This window comes from Streptomyces sp. NPDC052040, assembly GCF_044548405.1.
Lineage (GTDB): Bacteria > Actinomycetota > Actinomycetes > Streptomycetales > Streptomycetaceae > Streptomyces.
Window position 1 is genome coordinate 76,446 of the sequence record NZ_JBIUBV010000012.1, and the last position, 23,128, is coordinate 99,573.

The 23,128-nt window shown below is 73.3% G+C and carries 18 protein-coding genes; 8 read left to right on the forward strand and 10 right to left on the reverse strand.

The window, feature by feature from the left end; translation table 11 throughout:
• Positions 1-224: 224 nt before the first annotated feature.
• On the forward strand, positions 225-890 hold the full coding sequence (locus ACIHAA_RS22870; protein ID WP_399820011.1) for a response regulator: 666 nt from the start codon (positions 225-227) through the stop codon (positions 888-890).
• 5 nt (positions 891-895) lie between these two features.
• Positions 896-2,038, forward strand: coding sequence for a sensor histidine kinase (locus ACIHAA_RS22875; protein ID WP_399820013.1), 1,143 nt, complete (start codon positions 896-898; stop codon positions 2,036-2,038).
• A 133-nt stretch (positions 2,039-2,171) separates the two neighbouring features.
• Here ACIHAA_RS22875 and ACIHAA_RS22880 read toward each other — a convergent pair whose 3' ends face one another.
• On the reverse strand, positions 2,172-3,065 hold the full coding sequence (locus tag ACIHAA_RS22880; RefSeq protein WP_399820015.1) for a hypothetical protein: 894 nt from the start codon (positions 3,063-3,065) through the stop codon (positions 2,172-2,174).
• Between the two features lie 188 nt (positions 3,066-3,253).
• Positions 3,254-3,877 (reverse strand): DinB family protein, encoded by a 624-nt coding sequence (locus tag ACIHAA_RS22885; protein WP_399820017.1) that lies wholly within the window; start codon positions 3,875-3,877, stop codon positions 3,254-3,256.
• 141 nt (positions 3,878-4,018) lie between these two features.
• On the opposite strand from ACIHAA_RS22885, the gene ACIHAA_RS22890 reads away from it, so the two are divergent.
• The 5 genes from ACIHAA_RS22890 to ACIHAA_RS22910 all read left to right on the forward strand — a co-directional run bounded on the left by ACIHAA_RS22890 (position 4,019) and on the right by ACIHAA_RS22910 (position 8,301).
• Positions 4,019-5,059 carry a helix-turn-helix transcriptional regulator gene (locus ACIHAA_RS22890; RefSeq protein ID WP_399820019.1) on the forward strand — a complete coding sequence of 347 codons (1,041 nt, stop codon included), beginning with the start codon at positions 4,019-4,021 and terminating at the stop codon, positions 5,057-5,059.
• 189 nt (positions 5,060-5,248) lie between these two features.
• On the forward strand, positions 5,249-5,872 hold the full coding sequence (locus ACIHAA_RS22895; protein WP_399820021.1) for a hypothetical protein: 624 nt from the start codon (positions 5,249-5,251) through the stop codon (positions 5,870-5,872).
• Positions 5,873-5,917: 45 nt separating this feature from the next.
• Entirely contained in the window at positions 5,918-6,658 is a 741-nt protein-coding gene (locus tag ACIHAA_RS22900; RefSeq protein ID WP_399820023.1) for a YcnI family protein, read from the forward strand.
• Between the two features lie 188 nt (positions 6,659-6,846).
• Positions 6,847-7,521 carry a hypothetical protein gene (locus tag ACIHAA_RS22905; RefSeq protein WP_399820025.1) on the forward strand — a complete coding sequence of 225 codons (675 nt, stop codon included), beginning with the start codon at positions 6,847-6,849 and terminating at the stop codon, positions 7,519-7,521.
• 165 nt (positions 7,522-7,686) lie between these two features.
• Positions 7,687-8,301, forward strand: coding sequence for a sigma-70 family RNA polymerase sigma factor (locus ACIHAA_RS22910; protein WP_399820027.1), 615 nt, complete (start codon positions 7,687-7,689; stop codon positions 8,299-8,301).
• Positions 8,302-8,462: 161 nt separating this feature from the next.
• Here the strand turns inward: ACIHAA_RS22910 and ACIHAA_RS22915 are convergent, their stop codons facing one another.
• From ACIHAA_RS22915 to ACIHAA_RS22945, 7 genes are all read right to left on the reverse strand, one after another.
• Positions 8,463-9,053, reverse strand: a complete 591-nt coding sequence (locus ACIHAA_RS22915; RefSeq protein ID WP_399820029.1) for a uridine kinase — start codon at positions 9,051-9,053, stop codon at positions 8,463-8,465.
• Positions 9,054-9,129: 76 nt separating this feature from the next.
• Complete coding sequence (locus ACIHAA_RS22920; RefSeq protein ID WP_399820031.1) at positions 9,130-11,034, reverse strand: ArnT family glycosyltransferase; 1,905 nt, start codon at positions 11,032-11,034, stop codon at positions 9,130-9,132.
• A gap of 58 nt (positions 11,035-11,092) precedes the next feature.
• On the reverse strand, positions 11,093-12,172 hold the full coding sequence (locus ACIHAA_RS22925; RefSeq protein ID WP_399820034.1) for an NlpC/P60 family protein: 1,080 nt from the start codon (positions 12,170-12,172) through the stop codon (positions 11,093-11,095).
• Between the two features lie 46 nt (positions 12,173-12,218).
• On the reverse strand, positions 12,219-12,701 hold the full coding sequence (locus tag ACIHAA_RS22930; RefSeq protein WP_399820036.1) for a poly-gamma-glutamate biosynthesis protein PgsC/CapC: 483 nt from the start codon (positions 12,699-12,701) through the stop codon (positions 12,219-12,221).
• Positions 12,698-14,161 (reverse strand): poly-gamma-glutamate synthase PgsB, encoded by a 1,464-nt coding sequence (pgsB, locus tag ACIHAA_RS22935; RefSeq protein ID WP_399820039.1) that lies wholly within the window; start codon positions 14,159-14,161, stop codon positions 12,698-12,700. Before pgsB ends, ACIHAA_RS22930 begins: the two co-directional genes overlap by 4 nt.
• Positions 14,162-14,175: 14 nt before the next feature.
• Positions 14,176-16,419 (reverse strand): HAMP domain-containing protein, encoded by a 2,244-nt coding sequence (locus ACIHAA_RS22940; RefSeq protein WP_399820041.1) that lies wholly within the window; start codon positions 16,417-16,419, stop codon positions 14,176-14,178.
• A 379-nt stretch (positions 16,420-16,798) separates the two neighbouring features.
• Positions 16,799-18,160, reverse strand: coding sequence for an alpha/beta hydrolase family protein (locus ACIHAA_RS22945; RefSeq protein WP_399820043.1), 1,362 nt, complete (start codon positions 18,158-18,160; stop codon positions 16,799-16,801).
• A gap of 362 nt (positions 18,161-18,522) precedes the next feature.
• Between ACIHAA_RS22945 and ACIHAA_RS22950 the strand changes: the two genes are divergently transcribed.
• Positions 18,523-20,649, forward strand: a complete 2,127-nt coding sequence (locus tag ACIHAA_RS22950; RefSeq protein ID WP_399820044.1) for an ATP-binding protein — start codon at positions 18,523-18,525, stop codon at positions 20,647-20,649.
• Between the two features lie 158 nt (positions 20,650-20,807).
• Here the strand turns inward: ACIHAA_RS22950 and ACIHAA_RS22955 are convergent, their stop codons facing one another.
• Entirely contained in the window at positions 20,808-22,505 is a 1,698-nt protein-coding gene (locus ACIHAA_RS22955) for a hypothetical protein (protein WP_399820046.1), read from the reverse strand.
• Between the last annotated feature and the right edge of the window lie 623 nt (positions 22,506-23,128).

The following is a 23,128-nucleotide window of genomic DNA, read 5'->3' on the forward strand; positions in this document are numbered from 1 at the left end:
GTACCCGGCAGGAGACCCGGCCATCCCCGCCGACCGGCGGCCACGGGCCCCCCGACCGGCGGGGCGCGGAAGAGGCGGCGGTCGCTGGGCGGTACGGGGAGAGGGAACGGCGGCGGTCGCTGGTCGGTACGGAGAGGGGACTCTAGGGTCGATAGGGAGGGGGATTCCAGGGCCGACGGCGAGGGGGGAAGGCAGGGGAAGAGGTACCGGAGGGCGGTACGCAGGTGATCCGGGTGGCGGTGGTGGACGACGAGGCACTGGTCAGGTCCGGCTTCAGCCTCATCCTCAACGCGGCCGACGACATCGAGGTGGTCGCCACCGCGACCGGCGCGGACGCCCTGGCCGCGGTCGCGGAGCACCGGCCGGACATCGTCCTGCTCGACATCCGGATGCCGGACGTCGACGGTCTCACCGTGCTGCGGGAGCTGCGCGCCCGGCCGGATCCGCCCGTGGTGGCGATGCTCACGACCTTCGACGCCGACGAGTACGTACTGACGGCCCTGCACTCCGGCGCGGCCGGTTTCCTGCTCAAGGACACCGAGCCGGACCAGCTGGCGCAGCTGGTCCGCACGCTGGCCGCGGGCGGGGTGGTGATGTCCCCGCAGGCGTCCCGGACCCTGCTGGGGGCCCGCGCCGACGCCGGTTCCCCCGGCGTCGACGAGGAGGCGGCCCGGGTCGAGCTGCTGACCGACCGGGAGCGGAACGTGCTCCTCCTGCTGGCGGAGGGCCTGTCCAACGCCGAGATCGGCGCCCGGCTGCACCTGGGCACCGGCACGGTCAAGGACCATGTCAGCGCCATCCTCACCAAGCTGCGGGTGGCCGGGCGGGTACAGGCAGCCCTGCTCGCCCAGCGGGCCGGGCTGCTGGACACCGACGGGGAAGGCGGGTGACCGGGATGACGCCTCCCGGCCCGTCTCCGAAGCGGGACGCGAAGCAGCTCTGGGAGCGTGTTCCGGCGCCCGTGGCCGACGCCGGACTGGTCGCCCTCGCCGCGCTCGACGCGGGGCTCAACCTCTCGGACGACACGCCCTTCGGGCTGGCGCTCGCGGCCGTCGCCTGTGCGGCCCTCGCCCTGCGCCGCCGCTTCCCGCTGCTGGTCTTTCTGCTCACCCTGCCGGCCACCCTGATCCAGGACACCCTGGTCGCCCCGATCGCGGCCCTGTTCACCCTGTCCGTACGGTCCCGGGACCGCCGTCTGCTCGCGGTGTGCGCGACCCTGTCGGCGGCCGCCACCGCGGTCCCCTGGCCCCCGGGCCAGAGCGCCTGGCTCGGCCGGACCTGGACCCTGGTCGACTTCGTCTACACCCTGGCGACCGCCGCCGCCCCCGTGCTGCTCGGCCAGCTCGTCCTGGCACGGCACGACCTGTCGCAGCGGCTGACGGAGATCGAGGAGGCGAGGGAGCACGAACGCGCCCTGCACGCACAGGCCGTCCTCGCCCGCGAACGCGCCCAGCTGGCCCGTGAGATGCACGATGTCGTCTCCCACCAGGTCAGCCTGATCGCCGTGCAGGCCGGAGCCCTCCAGGTCGCCGCCCGGGACCCCGAGGCGCGGGAGGCGGCCCGCTCCATCCGCTCGCTGAGCGTCGGCACGCTCGACGAACTGCGCACCATGGTCACGCTGTTGCGCGCCTCCGGCGGCAGCGCCACCGAACTGACCCCGCAGCCCACCCTCGCCGATCTGCACCGGCTGGTGGAGTCCAGCGGTATCGAGGCGGAGCTGACGGGCGAACTCCCGCCCACCGTGGGCACCCCCGCACAGCGGGCGCTCTACCGCACGGTGCAGGAGGCGCTGACGAACGTCCGCAAACACGCCCCGGGGGCCAGGGCGTCCGTCGAGCTGTGGCACGAGGGCCCCGACGTGGGAGTGACCGTGACCAACACCGCGCCGTCCCGGCCGCCGCTGCCCCTGCCGAGCGCGCACCAGGGCCTGGTGGGCCTGAAGGAACGGGCCGACATCCTGCACGGCACCTTCGACTCCGGCCCGGCGGAGGACGGGGGCTACCGGGTACGGATACGGATTCCGGCCCACGCGGACTGAGCGGGGCGGCTGCGGGGTGCGGGTACGGATTCCGGTCCACGCGGGTGGGTAGGACGGCCGCGGGGTGCGGATACGGATCCCGGCCGCGCGGGCTGAGCGGGGACGGCCGCCGGGTGCGCGGCGACCCGGGCGGTCAGCTCAGGCAGACCACGAGCAGGCAGAGGTGCGCCGGGGAGGTCGCGGGGGCCGAGGCGCCCGACTGCGAGCCCGAACCGCCCGAGGGATCCGTCCCGCCCGATGACGCGGGCGGGGTGGACGGCGCGGCGGCGGACGGCGTGGACGGCCGCGGTGCCGCCGCGGCAGCGGAGCCGCCCGGCGCGGTCGTGGCACCGCCTACGGGCGCGGCGCTCCGGTGCGGCGCGGCCGGTGTCGCGACGGGACGGGGGGTCGCCGCGGCGTCCGGCCGGGTGTCCGGGGCCGCGGTACGGAATGCGGCGGCCCCGCTGCTCCGGTGCACCGCGCGGTCGTCGGCCTGCCCGGGGGCCGCGGTGCGCGGCGACGGCGCGGAGCGGTGGGTGCCGGAGGGCGCCGACGGCGGAGGGGGCTCCTCGGCGGCCTGCTCCCCGGTGCCGCCCATGGGCCGGTTGTCGGGCGCCGTGGCCGCCTGCGCCCGGTCGCCGGACTGCCGTTCCATCGCGGTCAGGGTCAGACCGCCGCCGACCAGGGCGACGGCGGTGGCGACCGCGGCCCGCCGCTTGTTCTTCTTCCAGCGGGCCAGCTGCCGACGCCGGGCCGCCCGGCCCCGCGACGCACCGGAAGGGGTCTCCGGAGCCTCCGGAGCCTCCAGGGCCTCCGGAACGGTGGGCGGAGCGGCCGTTTCACTCCGGGGGCCGCGGTCCTGCCAAGCGTCGAACGCGTCGGGCACCCGCGGTACGGGGGCAGGGACCGGCCTCGTCGCCGCCGGGCCCGCCGTACGTACCGGGGTGCTCGCGGTGGTGCGGGGAGCGATGTCCGGTGCGTAGGCGCCGCATCCGGGGCACACCAGGGCGCCGTTGAGATGCCGTCGGCACGAGGAGCAGTAGTCCATTTGCGGTCTTCCTGAGTCGACTGCGCCTGCGGCCTCGGCCGCGGCCCGGCCACGTTCGCACGTGGGTTCCAGCGGCCAGCAACGCTAACCGGGCTTCAGGGGGACTGTGTGCGGCCTGTGTGGCACTCCTGAGCGGATTCTCCTCGGCTCGTGGGCGTTGTGTGACGCCCTGCCGGGGTGACGCCCGGTCAGGTGGTCGTCCGCCCGTCGAGCGTCTCGCGCAGGATGTCCGCGTGCCCGGCGTGCTGGGCGGTCTCGGAGATGAGGTGCATCAGCACCCGGCGGACACTGTGCACCGCCCCCGGTTCGTGCCAGGGCGCCTCGGGCAGCGGGTGCGTGGCCGACAGATCGGGCACGGAGGCGAGGATCTCCTCGGTCCGGGCGGCGACCCGCTCGTAGCGTTCGAGGATCCCGGCCGTTGTCTCGCCGGGCAGCATCCGGAACTCGGTCTGGCGGTCGATCGCCCACTGCGGGATCTCCCGCGCGGTACCGGCCGCGAGATCGGCCCAGGTGACCCCCTCGGGCAGGTCGTAGCGGAACGCCGAGGGGCCCTCGACGACAAAGCGCATCCAGGTCTCCTCGACGGACGCGCAGTGTTTGACCAGGCCGCCCAGGCACAGCGCGCTCGCCGTCGGCCGCGCGGCCGCCTGCTCGTCGGTGAGCCCTCGGACCGTGGTGACCAGGGCGGACCGCGCGCCCGCGAGCGCCGCGAGCAGATCGGCCCGCTCGGCGTCGACGGCGGCGGGCGGGGGCGCCGTGGCCGCAGTGGCCGTGGGCGTAGTGGTCGTGGTCGTCGTGGCCCTTGAGGTCATGGCGTACGGGTCCTTCCGGTCGTCGCTCGTTGGTCCTTGTACGGATCCGGCTCCGAGGTGTGCGCGGGCTCCGCCGTACACCCCGACTGTTCCAGGAGAAGCGGACAGGAAGTGGCCGCTTCTCCTGCCCATACTGGCGCCATGCCGAAAACCTCGGGACGACTGCTCTCCCTGCTGTCCCTTCTCCAGGCGCGCCGGGACTGGCCGGGCGCACTCCTGGCGGAGCGACTGGAGGTCAGCCCGCGCACGGTGCGCCGCGATGTCGACCGGCTGCGGGAACTGGGTTACCCCATCACCGCCGTCAAGGGTCCCGACGGCGGCTACCGGCTCGACGCCGGTACCGAACTGCCCCCGCTGCTCTTCGACGACGAGCAGGCCGTCGCCCTCGCCGTCGCCCTTCAGCTGGCCGTCACCACGGGCGCGGGTATCGAGGAGGCCGCGGCCCGCGCGCTGACCACGGTCCGGCAGGTGATGCCCGCCCGGCTGCGCCGCCGCATCGACACCCTCCACTTCACCGCCGTGGACCGGCCCTCGCCCCGGTCGGGCCCCCAGGCCGACAGCGGGGTGCTCATGGCGCTCAGCGCCGCCGTCCACGCCTGCGAGGAACTGCGCTTCGACTACGTCCCTGCCGGGGTGCCGGGAGCTCCCGACGCCCCCGTGGCTCCGGTGCCCACGGCCCCGCCGCGCCGGGTGCAGCCCCACCATCTCGTCGCCCGGGGCGGCCGCTGGTACCTCGTCGCCCACGACCTCGACCGCGACGACTGGCGCATCTTCCGCGCGGACCGGATCACCCCGCGCACTCCCACGGGCCCCCGCTTCACTCCGCGCGCCCTCCCCGGGGACGATGTGGCCGCCTTTGTGACGGACCGGTTCCGGGGCCTGGACGGCTCGGGCGGCTGGCCGTGCCGCGGCGAGGTGATCCTCGGCCTGCCCGCCGCCGCGGTGTCCCCCTACGCCCGTGACGGGGTCGTGGAGGAACTCGGCCCGGACCGCTGCCGCCTCGTGCTGGGCTCCTGGTCCTGGGCCGGTCTGGCCGCCGCCGTCAGCGGCTTCGACACCGACATCGAGGTCGTCGGGCCGCCCGCACTCAAGGACGCCTTCGCCCGGTTGGCCCACCGCTGCACCGCCGCCGCGACCGGCGCCGAGACCGGCTCCACGGCAGCCCCCTCCGCAGCGCCGTAGCCGTGACCGGCGCGCCCATCGGCCCCGGCACCCCGGACCAGTGGGCCGCCCCGTCACCGGGGCTGAACGGTGCCCGTCTCCGGCCCGTATGGGGGGCGGACGGCCGGGTGTTCCGCGCGCGGTGACGGACAGGTGCGGGCGGGAGCGGAGACGGACATGCGCAGGCGGGGGCAGAGATCGTCTCGCCGCATGGCAGCATCGGATGCCATGAAGGTGTCCCTGGGCGTGCGCGGCGTGCGCGCGGCGGTCTTCGCCGTGCTGTGCGTGCTGCTCGCTGCCGGGGGACATGCCCTGGCCACGGGCGCGGCACCCTCACTGGGGATACAGGCCGCCGCGGTCGTACCGGTCTTCGCCGCGGGCGCACTGCTGGGCGGCCGGGAGCGTTCGCTCGCCGGGATCGGCGGCGCGATGCTCGCCGCCCAGGGCGGGCTGCACCTGCTCTTCCACCTCTCCCACACGGTCCGCCCGCACCACGCGGACATGGTCATGTACGGCATGCGGATGGCCCATACCCAGGCCCACGCGCTGACACCGCACGCCACCGCCGCCCATGTCGGGGCCGCGGTGGTGCTGACCTGGTGGCTGCGGCGCGGGGAGGCCGCGGTGTGGTCGCTGCTGCGGCGGGCGGCCGGATGTGCACCGGGGCTGGCCGCCTGGTGGCAGACATGCACAGGGGCGCGAGCCATCCCGGACGCGCTGGGGATCGTGCGCCGGGTCGTAGAGAAGCGGGAGGCACTGAGGGGCGCGCGGCTGCGGTACGCCGTGCGACGGCGGGGGCCGCCGACGGGGACGCCGTACGCGATCCACCCCTGAACCCCCCACCCACTCCACTCTCTACTTCCTGTACGGAGACCCCTCATGTCCCCCAACCGCATCCCCCTGCGCCGGGCCGCCGCCGTCACCACGCTGACCGCGGCCGGACTTCTCGCCGCGGCCGGTGTCGCCTCCGCGCATGTCACCGTCCATCCCGGCAGCTACGCCAAGGGCGCCACCGACGGGGTCCTGACCTTCCGCGTCCCCAACGAGGAGGACAAGGCCTCGACCAACAAGGTGCAGGTCTTCCTGCCCACCGACCACCCCGTCCTCGGTGTGCTGGTCCAGCCGCAGAACGGGTGGACCGCGCAGGTCACGAACACCAAGCTGAAGAAGCCGATCAAGACCGACGACGGCACCATCACGGACGCCGTCTCCGAGATCACCTGGACCGGGGGCAAGGTCGCGCCCGGTCAGTACCAGGACTTCAACGTGGCCTTCGGGCAGCTGCCCGAGGACACGGACCAGCTGACCTTCAAGGCGCTCCAGACGTACTCCGACGGCAAGGTCGTGCGCTGGATCGAGCAGACCCCGAAGGGCGGGGAGGAGCCGGAGAACCCGGCCCCGGTGCTCAAGCTGACGGCCAAGGCCGCCGAGGACGACGGCGCCGCCCCGGCCGCCCCGTCGGCGGGTGCGAGCGACTCCGGCAGCTCCAAGTCGACCGCCTCGGCCGACGACTCGACCGCCCGCAACCTCGGTATCGCCGGTCTGGTCGTCGGTGTGCTGGGCCTGGCCGCGGCGGCGTTCGCCGTCTTCCGCGGCGCCGCGGGCTCCCGCGCCGAGTAGTCCGCAGGACCCACCCCGTGTGCCCGGCCGCGCCCCCGCGTGGGACCGGCCGGGCACCGACCGGACCGGTTCGACAGGGCCGCTGCGTCGCCGTGATCCGGATCACTGTCCGGCAATTGAGTGAGGGGTCCGGTGGATTTCCGTACCCACCCATGACGACGGAAGCCCGGATGCGAGGATGAGTCGCCATGACGGCAGGGTGGTGCGCTCGCACGGTGCGGGCCGCGGTGTTCGCGGCCGTCTGTGTGCTGCTGGCCGCCCTGGGCCACGTCCTGATGTCCGGCACCGACGTCCCCGCGTGGGCCCTGGCCGCGGGCGTGGCCACCACCGGTGCCGCGGGCTGGTGCCTCGCGGGACGTGAACGCGGACTCCCTCTGATCGTGACGGTCGTGGTCGCCGCCCAGGGCCTGCTGCACGAGGCGTTCTCCTACGCCCAGTCGGCCCGCCCCACGAGCGCCCCACCGAGCCACCCCATGCCCATGCCCATGCACATGCACATGGACATGAGCCCGATGAGCGGCATGAACGGGCTGGCCCAGACGAGCCACCCCATGAACGGCTCCCTGCCCTACCACCACCCCATGGACGGTGGCTCCTCGTTCGGCATGTTCGCCGCCCACCTTCTCGCCGCCCTGCTGTGCGGCCTGTGGCTGGCCCACGGTGAGAAGGCGGCCTTCCGGATCCTGCGGGCGGTGGCCGGATGGCTGGCCGCGCCCCTCCGGCCGCTCTTCGCCCTGCCCGTCACCCCGGACCGTCCGCGGGTCCGGCCTCGGCGCCGCCGCTCGGAGCGGGCGCCGCGTCTCCTCCTTCTCGTCCATGCGATCACGTCCCGGGGTCCGCCCGTGGGGACCGCTGTCATCTGAGGACAGCCGGTTACCCGGAGCTGCCCGTCGGCACTTCGGGCCATGGCCGTACGGCCGCACAGGCGTGAGAGCGCCGCGGCGCGCGCAGGCCGTCTTTCCCCTTCACCGGACCGCGTCCTTGCTGTGCGCCGGTCCGGACCACGGTCGACCCGAGAAGGACACCAGGTGAAGACCTCTGCCCTGCCCACCTCGCGTGTGAAAACCCGTACCACGGCGGCGCTCGACGAATCGATCACCGCATGGGCGCTGGCTGCCCGGGGCGGTGACACGGAGGCGGTCGAGCGGTTCGTGGCCGCCCTGCACCGGGACGTCCAGCGCTATGTCGCCCATCTCTGCGGCGATCCCCAGGCTGTGGACGACCTGGCACAGGACACGTTCCTCCGGGCGCTCGGCAGCCTGCACCGGTTCGAAGGCCGCTCCTCGGCACGGGCCTGGCTGCTGTCCATCGCCCGGCGCGCGGTGATCGACAGCTACCGTTACGCCGCCGCCCGGCCGCGCCTGTCGGACGCGGCGGACTGGCAGACGGCCGTGGAACTGGCCCAGCCGTGCGATCTGCCGGGCTTCGACGACGGTGTGGCACTGCTGGATCTGCTGGCCGCGCTGCCCGGCGACCGCCGGGAGGCGTTCATCCTCACCCAACTGCTCGGCCTGCCCTACGCGGAGGCCGCCGAGGTCAGCGGCTGCCCGATCGGCACGGTCCGCTCCCGCGTGGCCCGCGCCCGCGCAACCCTCCTGCACCTCCTGAACGCCGCGGACCACCCCACCGCCCTGGCAGCCTGACCCACCCAGGAGGGTGCCGTTCCCCCCGGCACCCTCCTGACCGCCCCGACGCCCCTGTCCCGACGGCCCCGCCTCCGGCCGTCACCGCCCCCGCCGGCCGAACACGGAGCAGACGTGCCCCCGCGCCGCCAGTACGGCCTGAGCCGCCCGGCGAACGGCCGTCAGGGGCAACGGTCGTCAGGGACCGGAGGCCGAGGACCGGGGACGAGGTCTCGGTCCGCCATCGCCGACCAGACCCGCCGAGCGAGGTCGTCGGCCGGGAGGCTGCCGTCCACGACCATGTCGCAGTCGTCGCGGAGGGGTTCGATGTGCCGGTCGTGGGCGTCGCGCCGGTGGTCGAGGTAGTTCCGTAGGAGGACGTCGAGCGGAAAGCCGTCCCGCAGGCACTTCCGCTGGATCTTCCGGGCCAGTCGGAGGTCGGCCGGGAGGTCGACGAAGACGTCGAAGCGGGTGCAGGGCGTCCGCGGAGTGACGTGCCGGGCGAAGAGCCCGTCGACGATGACGACGGGGACGCGCGCCAGGGCGGTGTCCGTGTCGTCGGACAGACGGGTGAGATCCTGCGACCGGGGGTCGCCGACGTCAAGCCGCAACTCCCCGGTGTCGTCCGGTGCCCACACCCCCTGCCCGGGGGTTGGGAAGTAGTAGTCGTCACCGTGGAGCACCTGTGCGGACATCTGGGGCGCGGCGGCCGCCAGCGCGGCCGCCAGTGTCGTCTTGCCCGCTCCCGCGCCGCCGGTCAGCGTCACCAGCATGTACGCGTCCTCCCCAGCACCCTCGTGAGTCCGCCCCGGCAGCGTACGCAGGCGCGGCCTCCGCTCGTCCCCACCTCTACTTCCGTGCGGCGCAGTCGTAGAGCCGGAAGCTGCCGTCGGTGTGGCGGCCGTAGGCGGTGGGGCGGATGCGGGTGCAGTGGGACTTGATCCAGGTGGTGGTCGCCGTGGTGGGGCGCTGGGTGGTGAGCAGGGCGTAGCGCACCTGGTGGGTGCTGACGAGGGTGCCGAACTGCTGGGCGGTGGGGAAGGGGGTGCTGCCGGTGAAGCCGCCCATGACGAGGACGGGCTCGGACTTGGCGCGCAGCAGGGGCTCGGCGGTGTAGGCGGCCTGGGTGGCGAGGAGGTACTTCTCGCCGTGGCGGCGCGCGGTGAGGTAGTTGAGCAGGTCGGTGTCGCGGGCGCTGGGGCGGTCGAGCCCGATCCTGCGCGGGGCGTGGTGCGCCTCGACGCTGTCGTGGTACGCGTTGCCGACCGGGCCGGTCAGCGGGGAGGTGTCGGCGCCCGCGTAGAGCGGGTCGAGGCTGGAGGCGGCCCATCCGGCCGGGACCACCAGGGTGGCCGCGATCCCGGCGGCGAGGGCGCCGTGGACCATGCGCAGGGAGGTGCGCGGACCGCGGGACCACAGGCCCACCACGCCCCACAGCGCGAGCAGTACGGCGATGGGCAGCATCCAGGAGACGAAGCGGGTCGGCCAGTCGAGCACCAGCGCCCAGGCCACCGTCAGCGCGATGGCCGCCGGAAGCGCCACGCGCCGTCGGCCGCCCTCCTCGTACTCCTCCCAGAAGAGCGTGAGGCCGCCGCCCGCCAGCGCGGCGAGCGCCGGGGCGATGACGGCCGTGTAGTAGGCGTGGTTGCCGTTGGAGGAGCTGAACACCAGGGCGTGTATCGCCAGCCAGCCGCCCCACAGCACAAATCCCGTGCGCAGCGGGTCGGTTCGCGGCTGCCCGGAGCGCCACATGATGCCGAGGACCGTGGCGAGCACGGCGAGCGGCAGGAACCAGGCGACCTGCGGGCCGACCGTGTGGTTGACCAGCATGTCCCAGCCGGTGTTGCCGGTGGTGCGGCTGGCGGCGGTGCCCGCGACGGCGCCGAACGCGCCGGAGTCGCTGCTGAAGCGGCTCAGGCCGTTGTAGCCGAAGACCAGGGCGAAGGGGTTGTTGTCGGTCGTTCCGTCGAGGTACGGGCGGTCGGCGACCGGTGTCACCCAGGCGATCAGCACCCAGAAGCAGGAGACCGCCAGCGCGACCGCCCCGCCCAGCAGAAGGCGCAGGGCGCGCCGCAACGGCGTTCCGGGGGCGGCCAGTTGGTACACGAGGGCGAAGACCGGGAGTACCAGCCACGCCTGGAGCATCTTCGCCTGGAAGGCGAGCCCGACCCAGACCCCGCAGAGGATCAGCGGCAGCAGCCGCTCGGTGCGCAGCGCCTTCTGGAGCGCCCCGGCGGCCGTCACCAGCAGCAGGGTGAGCGCGGTGTCGGGGATGGTGGCCCGGTTGAGGACCACGGTGACCGGGGTGAGGGTGAGCGCCAGTGCGGCGATCAGCGCGGCGAGCGGACCGGCCCAGGCGCGCACGATCCGGTGCAGCAGCCATACGGTGAGCACGCCCTCGACGACCTGCGGAAGGGCGGCCGCCCAGGTGTGCGGGCCGAAGAGCCAGACGGAGACGGCGTCGGGCCAGAAGGCGCCGGGCAGCTTGTCGATGCTGATGGAACCGCCGGTGTCGACCCCGCCGAACAGGAAGGCGCGCCAGCTTCCGGCCATCGACCGTATCGCCGCGCCGTAGAAGGGGTGGAGCGCGGCATTCCCGATGCCCCAGGAGTACAGCGCCGTGGCGGCGACGAGGACCGCGGCGAGCGCCGGGCGCTCCCAGCGCGGGGCGTCTTGCGGCGGGCCGGAGCGGCGGTTCGCCGCCCGGCTGCCTCGGTGCGCGCCGGTGGGCTGGGCGGCGGGGATGGCGGTCATGGCAGGGTGGTCCTCGGATCGGCAGGTCAGGCGGGGCGGCGGGGCACGGGCGGGTGGATCACAGGCGGCGGGCCGCCCGGAAGCCGCGGGCGTAGAAGTCGGTGCCGTCCAGGAGCGAGCGGCCCGACAGGTCGCCCAGCGTGGGGCCGTTGGCGGCGGAGCGGCTGGAGTAGAAGCGGTGCCGGCCCTGGTCGTCGATGCCCATGTACATGCCGCAGTGGTCGATGAAGTTGGGCCGGTCCTTGATGATGGCGAAGAAGACCAGATCACCGGGTTGCAGCACGCCCAGGTCGGTGGGCTGCTGGTTGGTGTGGGGGATCACCAGGCGGCCGGGCCCGTAGGCGGCGATGGCGAAGGCGCGGCGCGGCAGGCCGGTGCCCTGGGCGTTGGTGTTGTGCAGCGGGATGCCCATGCGGTAGCCCCACACCAGGCGCTGGAAGCCGGAGCAGTCGACGCAGCCGTACCGGTCCTGCTCCGGCTGTACGCGGCCGTCCGGGAAGGCCCAGGGGATGCCCAGGTAGTCGTAGAAGTCGGACTGTTCGTCGTGGTAGGCGAAGTCCAGCGGATTGTTCACCTTGGAGTTGCGCGGGCCGAAGTGCGCGGTGCCCGCATAGCGCACTCCGGAGGAGTTCTGCTTGTCGGGCGCCCCGGCGCTGCTGTACTGGAAGGCCACCGCGAAGACGTCCGGGCTGGTGTCGCCGAGCGTCTTGCCGAACCAGCCCTTGAACCAGGAGGACTTCTCCATGCCCTGCTGCCACTCGTGCGGCAGCACCCGCACCCAGGCCTCCGTGGTCACTCTGGCCTCGGTGGTCCGCGGTTCGCTGAAGGTGCGGCTGGGCCCGGCGAAGACGGCCGTACGGGCGCCGTCGGTGAAGGTGGCGAGCGTGCCGCCGTCGGCGGAGCGGACCACGGTGCGGTCGGGGGAGGCGAGCCGTTCGTAGCTGAGGTTCCCGGTGGGCCGGGCGCCCGGGCCGCTGCCCGTGCCGCCGGCGGCCGTACCGCCGTGGTCGCCGCCGCCGTGTCCGCTCCGGTTCCAGGCGTAGCCGCCCGCCGCCCCGGCGGCCGCCACGCCCGCGATCGTCCCGAGCACGGCCCGACGGGTCGGGCGGCTGCTTTTGCCGGGGTGGTCGGAGTGCATGGCCGTTCCTCCTGGGATACGGGGTGTCAAGGGCGGGGGGGACAGGTCAGCCGGTGGGCAGGACGCCGATCAGCAGACCGGAGACCAGCACCACATACGTGGCCAGCGTCACCGCCGTGGTCGAGATGACCGTGGCCGCCAGGGGCTGACGGACCATCTGGTAGGAGACCAGGCCCGGGACGATGAAGCCAAGGGTTTGTGATGTGTACAGCAGCGGGAACTCGTGGCTGAGGGCGAGCATCACGGTGGTCTGCATCAGCACCGCGCACAGCACCACGGCGGCGAACAGCCGCTTGCCGTAGAGGATCACGGTGCGCTGGAGCAGCTTCGTCATGAAGTAGGTGAGCGCCGCCACACCGACCATCAGGCCGGCCATCTGCACGTCGGTGACGAGGGTGAGGGCGATCCAGCCCGGGGTGATCATGCCCCCGGGGGAGAGATTGGTGGTCAGATAGCAGACGAGCGAGAAGACCAGCCCGAGGGCGATCCCGAGCGCGGCGGTCTGTGCGGTGAGGTGGGCGGGGATCACGGGTTCCTCGTGGACTGGGACGGATCGTAGGCGTGGTGCAGGTCGCCCTCGGCGCTCGCGCCGTCGGGCGCGCCGTGGCGGACGGCGAAGCGGCGGGCGAGTTCGCGCTGCTCGGGGATGTGGAATCCGAACGCCGGTGTCTCCAGGGGGGCCACCCAGGTGTACGGCTCCGGCTCGGGCGGCCGGGCCACCGCGACCTGCGGCCGGAACACCGCGATCTGCATGGTCTCCTGGTCCAGGCCGTCACCGGCGGGCACCGCGTCGAGCGGGTCCTCGGACTCGTCGAGCGGCAGCTCGGCGAGGCATTCCAGGAACAGTTCGCCCTGGCCGTGGATGTTGCCGATCGCCACCAGCGAGGAGGTCGGGCCGAGTTCGGCGAGCATCGCCGCGGTCAGCTCCTCGGGGTCGCGCTTGTCGCCGCCGAGGTCCACCACCCGCCCGGTGAAGCTCTCCGGGATCGCGTCGCGGGCGCTCTTGGTCGGGTGGCCGATCAGGAAGACCGTCTCGGCGGCGAGGTCGGGGACGATCCCGCCCATCTGGCCGTTGCGCTCCACCCGGTCCGGGCGGCAGTTGATGACCACGTTGAGCGGCCGCCGGATCGCGCCCAGGTCCTCCAGCTGCTGCACGTTCATCAGCGTCGACTCGGGGTCGTTGGCCGCGAAGACGTTGGCGAAGCGCAGCCGCTTGCCGTCGGGGGTGACATAGCGCTCCACCGACAGCACGCCCGGGTCCGGCGGGGCGTCCCACATGCCCTGCATCGCGGTGTGCCGCTCCACGCCGAGCAGTTCGGCGACGGCGAGCGCGATGGCCACGTTCTCCTTGAAGGTGAACCAGCTGAAGCCGCGCAGTTCGGCGTCGGTCACCGTCTCCGGATCGACCGCGATCAGACGGCAGTTCCGCTTGTCGGCCTCCTCCTGGAGGATGTGCAGCCGGTCCTTCTCCGCCGTCACGCACACCCCGCCCACCGGCATGGACCGGGAGAGCGAGCGGGCGACGTCGTCCAGGGTGGGGCCCATCTCCTCGAGGTGGTCCTCGCGGACGTTGCACAGCACGCCGATGGTGGAGCGGATCAGCTTCTCCTGGTTGGTCTCCTGGAGCGCGGGCATCACCGCCATGCACTCGATCACCAGCGCATCCGGCCGGTAGGTCGCCGCCCGCCGTACGATGCCGATCTGCTCGACGATGTTGGACAGCCCGAACTTGCGGTACACCGGCTCCTCGGTGGCGTCCGGGTGGATGAACCGGGCCGCGGTGCCGGTGGTCTTGGCCACCGTGACCAGACCGCCGCCGCGCAGGGCTCCCGCGCACAGCCGGGTGATCGAACTCTTGCCGCGGATGCCGTTGACCAGCACCCGCGTCGGTATCTGCTCCAGCGAGGCGAAGTGCCGTTTCTGCTCGACGATTCCGGCGATCCACAGCCCGGTGCAGCACAGCAGGACGATGACATAGAGGAAGAGCACGTGAATTCGTCCTTCTACCGCTGGAGGGTGGTCTCGCGCGGGGACCGGGAGGGCCCGGCCTGGCCGGATCTGGTCGCCCGCCCGCGGTCCGCCAGGGCCTGGCGGACCAGCTCCAGGCTGCGGGTCACCGAGCCGACCTCGTCGTGGTTGACCGGGTGCAGCACGGTACGGCGGTCGCCGCCGGCCAGCCGCTCGGAGAGCAGGGCGACCGCGCGCAGCGTCCGGATCACCACGACGTGCAGCCAGCCCAGGCAGGCGACGCCCAGCGCGAGGCCGAGGATGCCCGCGAGCATGGTGCGCTGCTCGGCCTGCATCGCCGGGAGCTGGAGGGCCGCCGCGGGCTCCGCGGTCACCACGCGCCAGCCGAGACCTGCCGTCGGGCCGGTCTGCGCCAGGGGCGCGGCGGCGTCGATCGACGGGCCGGAGGAGGAGGCGAGCACGGCCGAGGTCGCGGTGCCCACCGTGCCCGGGGCGCCCTGGGTGGCGTGGGCAAGACGGGTCAGACCGGAGTCGGGCAGCGACTGGAAGGCGCGGTAGCCCACGCTCGCCGCCAGCACCTTGTTGCGGCTGTCGGTCACCCAGACACTGCCCAACTGGGGCCTGGCCAGGGTGGAGTTCAGCGCGTTCACATCGATCTCGCCGAACAGGACCACCCCGTCCGCCGGGGCCTTGCCCTTGACGGTGCGGACCTGGGAGTAGGCGGCGATCGCCGGGATACGGCCCGAGGTGTTGACGGTGGTGATACCGCCGCCGCCGGGCACATGGACGAGGGTGCGCAGCGGTGCGTCGCCCACCCGCATCGTGATGGCGCCCGAGCTGTCCAGGAGGTACAGCGAGCGGTACTGCTTGTGGTCGTCGAGGGTGTGCCGCAGCAGCTCCCGCTGTGCGTCCTTGTCCCTGCCGGGCAGACCCGCGGCCGCCTCGCTGAGGTCGGCGTAGGACTGGTCGAGGGACTGCCGGATGCGGTTGCTCGCTATCTCGGTGCGCGTCTGCTGTGCGGCGACGACCGACGGCTCGACCGCGGTCCGGGTGTCCGCCCGGTTCAGCACGAAGATCATCGGCACCGCCCAGCAGGCCACCACCAGGACGCAGGCCACGGCCAGTGCCCGGTAGCCCGGTGCGCGCCGCGCCGGGAACTCCTCCGGGCCGCTCTCGCCCAGCAGCTGGCGGCGCAGGGACTCCAGCGCCCGTCCGGTGCGGGCCAGTTCGCCGAAGCCGTGCACCGGGACCGGACGGGACAGGTCCGCGTAGGCGGCCGGTCCGTCCTCGGCGGCGCCCCGGGCCAGCCGCCCGGCGGACAGATAGAGCCGCAGCAGCGGCCGCTGCACCAGGAGGTTCAGTGCCAGCCCGAGCAGCAGCGCGAGCGCGGCCAGGGCGCCCGCGGCCTCCAGTGCGAAGCGCGAGTAGTCGACGGCGGTGGTGCTGACGGGCACCGCGCGGGAGGTGAGCACCACCAGACCGAGGTCGGCGGTGTCCCCCGAGCCGTTCGACGAGGCGACCTGGGCCCAGCCCGCCACCGTGCGGGCGCTGCCCGTGGCCGGGCCCAGCAGGCTGCCCGAGGCGTCGCTGTCGTGCCCCGAGCCGTTCGCCGAGTGGGCCGCCGCCGTGGTCAGACCGCTGTCCGCGGTGGCCGGTGCCGCGCCGCGGGCGGTGGTGGCGAGCGCCGCGCCGTTCGCGTCCAGCACTTCGGCGGTGCGTCCGTCGCCGTAGGCGGTGAGGCCGGGGAGCGCCTCGGAGACCACCAGCAGCCACTGCCGCTCGGCGTGGCCGGCCTGGTTCTGGTCCTGGTTGGCGTCCTCCTGCTGCGGCGGCAGGGCGACCCTGGCGAAGTACAGCAGCTGCCGGGTGGTGCCCGAGGTCACCAGCCGGGGCGGGACGGGCCCCCGGTCGTCCGCGGTCCCGGTGACGTCCACCCCGGCCAGGGGCACGGGCTTGCCGCCGGACGCCAGCATCTTGCCGGTGTGCGGGTCGAGCAGCGCACTGGTGAGGATCCCCTTGCGGGCGGAGGTCAGCGCTTTGAGGGCGGCCGCGGGGGTGGTGGTGGCCGTCGCCGGGTAGGCGTTGGCCGTACGGCGTACGGTGCTCGCCTCGGCGTCGATCGAGGTGCGCAGCGACAGCGCGGTGTCCGCGGCGATCTGCTGCTCCCCGTCCAGCGCCGCCTGCGGCGTGCTGGAGGCGTGGATGCTGCCGAGGCCGATCACCGTCAGGACGGCGACCACCAGCAGCAGGACGACGAGCGAGGCGATTGGCGGGCGCACCCCGCCAAGCATGGGCATATCGGCGCGGCGGCGGTTGCGGTGTCGGCGCGACGCCCGGGGTGCGGAGGGCAGGAGAGTGAATCCTTCCACGACTGGCGCCGAGCGCCCAGATATTCGACAGACCGAACACTCTAGCTTTTTACGATCACATAATCATCACACTTACGTTCCCATGTCGTATGTCCGGGCAAGAACCTGAACTCGGTGTCCGGGACGGGAACCTGAGCGGAACAACCGGCGACACCCGGCGTCCTCGCAGGTCCGCCCCGGCATGCCGAAGAGCGGACCTGTGAACAGGACCCGCTCTTCGGGTGTCCGGCGAGCCCTCCGCCGAACCGTCCGTCGGAACCTCCGTCGGAGGCTCCGTCCCGCCGTCCGGTCAGCGGACGAACGAGATCTCCGGATACGACTTGCTGGGCCCGTCGAGCAGGCTGGTCTGCTTGTGGAGCAGCTCCTTGTCGAAGAACGCGGCGAGGTAGGCGCGCTGGACCGCGACCGCGCGGGCCGGGTCGATCGTGCCGAACTGCTGCTGGAGCTGGTACTGCGAGAGCCCGAGCAGACCCGCCTCCTGCGGCACCATCCACTCGTTGTCGCTGAACGACAGGTGCGCCGCGCCGTGGAGCTGCACGTCGACCCGGTAACCCTTCAGATGCGACCACAGCGTCCGCCACGAGCTGTCGTTGTTGCGGTTGTGGGTGCCGGAGCTGAACAGCATGAAGGGCCGGTTCAGGTCCTTGCTGGGCGCCGTGCCGAAGAACTGGCCGTCCAGGTTGGCGCCCGCCTTGATCCGGGAGTCGAGCTGCATGGCGGTGTCGACCGCCGCGCCGCCCAGCGACCAGCCGAACATCCCGATCCGGGACATGTCCACGGATTTCGTCAGCCCGGAGGGGAGGGTGGCATGGCCCGCGTCCGGGTTGCCGCCCTTGCTCAGGGTGTCGAGCTGGTTGATGACGTACTTGATGTCGGCCGCGCGCACCTTGAGGGTGTCGGAGGAGTGCGTGCCCGCCGGCATCAGGTTGCCCTCGACCCGGTTGCCGGGGAACTGCACCTCGTTGGCGTCGTGGGTGTGGTCCACGGTGACGACGAGGTAGCCGCGGCTGGCGAGGTCCTGGGCGAAGCCGGTGCCCATCGCACGGTCCGAGTGCAGCCCGGTCGAGTACAGCAGCACGGGCAGCTTGCCGAGCTTGGTGTTCACCGGGGCGAGGACATGGCCCGCGGTGGTCGGCAGGGTCACCTGCTGCGGTGACAGCCCGCGCGTGGCGAGGAAGCGGGCGCCGGAGAGCGACGGCATCCACGGCGCCTGGTAGTGCCCGGAGGTGGAGGTGGCCGGGTACCAGAGCGACACCATCAGCTCGCGGGACTTGCTGCCCGGCACATACGGGTCCGGACGGGACTTGTCGACGAGGTGCAGTCCGACCATGCCCACGCTGTACGGGCCGGTCGGCGCGGGCATCTTGAGCTGGAGACCGGAGGCGGCGGTGCGGGGGGAGGCGGCGAGGGCCTCGGGGTGCACGGCCTTGCGGTGCAGCGGTGCCTCGTCGTTCTCGGGCGCCCAGGACGTGTTCGGGTCGGCCTGCTCGGGCAGGTCGGGAGAGGACCCGGTGGCCACGGGCTTGGCGGACGACTTTCCGGCGGCCAGTGCCGGTGTGATACCCGCCCCCAGGGTGACGGCCAGCGCACCCGCCGTGCCGACCGCTCTGGCGATGGCTCTGCGACGGTGGCTCGGGCGGCGGTGTTTCATGGAACCCCCTTGTGCTCAGCGATCCCCGAACGGGCAATCGACTGCCGCACACCGTACCGCCACCGCAGGGGTGAACTCGCGCCCCCTTCCCTTCTGGTGGGAAGCCTTTGAGTCCGCTGTGGGACGCCCCTCGGAACCGGTCGCTCCGGCAGAAGTCTGTCCATCGGTTCGGCCGCGCGTCAACGGCGCGGGCGGCTCCGGAGGCCGTAGGGCCTGTCTGACCATTCCCGTCTGCGGGCGACGACGCGAACGGTCAGACGGGCCCTGGCGCGCTGACCGATTGTTTCCGCAAGCCCACGACGCGGCGATACAGTCCGGACAGTCCGGCCGGTGGCGGATCCGGTAGCTGGGGAGGGGCCGACTTGCTGGAGATCGTGGCACTCAGTGCGCTCACCGCCTTCCTCACATCGGTGGGCAACGGCGCGGCCGGAGAGATGGGCAAGCAGCTGCTGGTGTCCACGGGCGCGCTGGCGAGAAGGGCGACGGGACGGGACACCCCGCTGCCCGCGGCCCGCGAGGACTGGGAGTCGCTCGCCGGTCATGTGCACGCCCGCCTGGCCGACGACCCCCGGCAGGCGGCGGAGTGGGCACTGCTCCTGCGGAGCTTCCCGCAGCACGCCCCGGCACTGTTGTCCGGGAGCGGACTCCCGCCCGCCACCCGGCACTTCACCGACCGCAAGGACGTCGTCCGGCAGCTCAGGCGGGAGGCGACCCGCCCCGCCGGAGGCCGCCCCCGAGTCGCGCTGCTGTACGGACCGCCGGGGATCGGCACCACCGCCGTCGCCCTTCGTCTGGGTGCCGTCACCCACGACCGCTTCCCCGACGGACAGTTCTATGTGGACCTTCGGGACGGTTCCGGAGAGAACGGACCGGCTCCGGCGGCCGTGCTGCTGCGCCTGCTGTGCCGGATGGGGGTCGAGCCCGACCGGATCCCGCCCACCGAGGCCGGGCGGGAACAGCTCTACCGGCGGCTCACGGCGGGCCGCCGGGCCATGGTGGTGATCGACCACGCGTCCTCCCTCGCCCAGGTCCGCGGACTCGTTCCGTCGACCCCCGAGGTCTTTCTGCTGGTCATCGTGTCCGGCTCGCCCTTCGCGCTCGAGGCGGAGCCCGTACCGGTGGACCGGCTGAGCGACCGGGACGCGCTGAAGCTGATGGGCAGGATCGCCGGACGGGAGCGGATCGCGCGGGCCAGGCCGTGGATGCCGGACCTCCTGGCCCACTGCGCGGGAAACGCCTTCGCGCTGCGGACAACGGCGTTGAGCCTGCTCGACGGAGACCCGGAGTCGGCGCCCCCCGCCCCGGTGACCGGGGAGCCGGGAAGCGACCCGGTGCGCGCCGCGGTACAGGCGGGCTGCCTGCGGATCCGGCCGGAGACCGCCCGGCTCTGCCGGTTGACGGCCCTGGGCGACTGGCCGTCCGTCACGGCCCACCTCGCCACGGCCTCGGCGGGCATCACCGCGGAAGAGGCCGCTCCGCTGCTGGCCGAGGCGGCGGACGCACACCTGCTCGAAGCCCTGCCCGACGACCGCTACCGGTTCCGGCCCGAGGTGCGCCGCTGTCTGGCGCACACGGCGGGACCGGAGCACGGCATCCCCGAGTGCTCCGCCGCGGTCGCCCGGGCCCTCGAAGCCCTGCTGCACCGGGCGCTGCACGCGGCCCACGCGGCACTGCCCCAGAGCTGGCGCACCGAGCCCGCGCCCCCGCACGGGGAGCCGTACCGCGACGAGGCGGCGGGCGTGGACGCGCTGGCGGCGGAGGTCGGCAACCTCGTCCGCGCGGTGTCCGTCGCCCGGGAGTACCAGCACCTCACCACCGCGCTCCGCCTGGGACGTGCCCTGTGGCCCCTCCAGCTCAAGGCGGGCCACTGGGACGACGTGCTCCCGGCGCTCCGGGTCGCGGCCCGCTGCGCCGACGAACACCGGCCGGGATCGCGGATCGCGGGCGCGCTGCACTTCCAACTCGCCCACTGCCTGGGCGAACTGGGCCGGTGGGAGGAGGCCGACCGGGAGGCGGAGGCCGCCGCCCGGGCCGAGCGCGAGGCCGGGCACCTCCGCGGCGAGGCGTCCTCCGTGGAGTTGCAGGGCCTGCTGAACCTCTACCGCTGGCGTTACGAGGCGGCACATGAGCGGTTTGTCGCGGCAGAGGCCGTCTACGGCAGGATCGCCCCCGGCCAGGAGGGCGCGGAGGACCTGCCGCGCGCCTACGCCCTGTCCCGGCGCCACCGGGGCCGGGCCCTGCGCGGCCTGGGACGGCTCGACGAGTCACGCGGCCTGCTCACGGCCGTGGTGGAGTTCTTCGAGGAGCGGGGGGAGGCGTACAACCAGGCCCGCGCCCTCACGGACCTCGCCGAGACCCTGCACGACGCGGGCGGGAACACCGAGGCACTGGCGAAGATCGAGCAGGCCGAACGCCTCCTCCCGCCGGGCGCGGCCCCGCACCTGGGGTACCTGGCCGCCCTACGGCTGCGCTGCGAGGTCGCCGGATAGGGCCTCTCGTGTGGATCAGGCCGGGCTCGCGGGCCCTGGTGCCGCGCCTCGCGGCGTTGTCGTCGGTTGCCATGGCTCCGCCATGACGCCCTCCTCCGCCTTGCGATGCACGGTGCCAGACCCCGCTCCCTGATCCGGCCCGATCCCAACGAAAGACCCTAGCCCGCGGGCTCCACGGCCACCGGGTGCGCTCGGCCCGCCGCGTGCACCCGGAGGGTGATGCCGCCCGCAGGGACCCTCCCGCCCGCGGCGTACCAGGCGGCCAGCGCGGACGCGTAGGCCGCCGGGTCGGCGTCCGCGTCCGGCCCGGCCGCCGCCAGCCGGAACACCCCGTGGCCGCGGACCCGGACGGTGCAGGTGTGCGGGCCCGTCACATACGCGGCGGCCGGGCAGTGCGGATGGCGGCGCAGCACCTCGCCGGTCCACGCGTCCGCGCCACCGAGCCGGGGATCGTCCGGCTGGCCCTCACGCGTGATCACATCGGCGGACTCCAGGCTGTCGGGGTCGAGGCCGTCCTCGTGGACGGCGAGGTGCACATACCCGTCGGTCCGGTGCGGGCGTCCGGTGGAGCGTTCGACTGCGACGTCCGTCCCGCGCACCCGAGTCCACACATGCAGGGGAGCCGTGCGCCGCGGCGGGTCGTACGGCGGCAGCGGCAGCGGTTCCAGGAGCGCGGGCGCCTCGGGCTCCGGGAGGTCCATCAACGCGTAGAAGTGCCGCCGCAGCAGGGCCGCCGAGGCGCCCGGGGCGGAGGTGGTGGACTCGGCCGGTCCGGCGAGCGGCCGGTGCCCGGCCAGCACCTTGTCGATCTGCTCCCGCAGAAGGCCGTGCGGATCGAGGCGTGGCGCGTCCCGCACGAAGGACGCGAGCGGTGCCTCGGGATCGAGCCGGTCCTGCGAGGCCGCCGCCAGCAGGACGGGGAGGCCCAGGGCCGCGGCGTAGTAGGAGACGGCGCCGAAGTCCCCCAGGACCACGTCCGCGGCGAGGAGGGCCTGCCGCCAGGCGTGCACGGGGTCGATCAGGGTGAGTCCGCTGCGGCGCGCCCGGTCCAGCCAGGCCCGGATCTGGCCCGGGCCGTGCCCGAACCAGATGTTCGGGTGCAGGATCGCGGCCAGCCGGTAGTCGTCGGCGGGCAACTCGGCCGTGAGGCGCGGGAGCAGACTCGGCAGGACGTCCGCCCCGCCGCCGTTCCCGAAGAAACCCTCGGGGTTCCAGGTGGAGTTGAGGACGACGAGCCGCTGTCCGGGGCGTACACCCAGCGCCCGCCGGAACCGCTCGCGGTACGGGCGGCCCGCGAGCATGCGGTCGAAGCAGGGGTCCCCGGCGAGGACCGCCGACCGCGCGGCCTCCGGGCACACGCGGCGCAACCGCTCCAACTGCTCGGGATGGGACAGGACAAGACCGTCCACGAACGGCTTGCCCTCGACGAGCAGCCACTCCCGTGACAGACCGAACGTCGCCTCCCGGTTCCCCGCTCCCGGCGCCGCCAGCTTCTTGGTGTAACCGACACCGTGCGACAGAACGCTCAATTTCCCTTTAAGGGCGTGCATGTGACCCCCGAAGCTGGCCGAGACCGCCAGATCGACCGGCGTCGACCGAACCTGCTCCCACGGCAGTACGGGAAGCTCCAGCTCGGCGAACAACTCATGGAGCCCGGCCCGGAACGCGGAGGACCCGGTGGAGGTCACGAGCAGCTGTACCCGGAAGTCGTCGTGGAACAGGGGCAGTACGTCCAGCAGCCGCCCGGCGGAGGTGACGTTGTGCGCCACCAGCAGCACCTTGCGACAGGTCGACCGGCTGGCCCACAGATGCGAGCCCTCACCGACCGGCACCCGCACCGCCGAGGGATCAACCACCCCCACCCGCCCCCTCCCGCACAGCATTCCCCCTACGGCGAATCACCCTAACCGTGCGCCTGCGGCCGCCCGCCCTCCGGCCACGGGGACGGGCGCGATCCACAAAGACCGGCTCACCACCGCGACTTGTGAAGATCAAATGCAGTACGGCCCGAAGTGTCGGCCGACATTCCGGGAACGGGCCGTCCGCCGCCGAGCCCGCTGCCGCACCCGATCGAGAAGCGGCAACGACTCGGTCAATTCCGTTCATTGCCAAGTAACTTGGCGAGGATGGCGCCTCAAGCTGCCCCCTGAGCCCCACAGGCAACTCATATGTTCCGAATCGATAACAGGGCTTCCGCGCGGCAAGGTCTTGTTGAATTCTTAAGGTCCACAAATGAGGGGGAATTGTGAAGATCATTATGTGGGTCTGGTGTGCGTCCGGCGGGCAGGGGGCCTGGACCGGCCGTTGAGTCCGCGGTGACTCATGAGGGAGCGCCCGCCCGGCCCGACGGGGGTTCGGCGCCGCAGCTCCCGCACCGCAGTCCATGCAGTACCCGACGCCGCGGCTGCCTGCTTCAGGAACAGGCAGCCGCACTTCAGGGGCGCCGTTTCCCGGTCCGTACACGCCTGCGGGCCGGTTC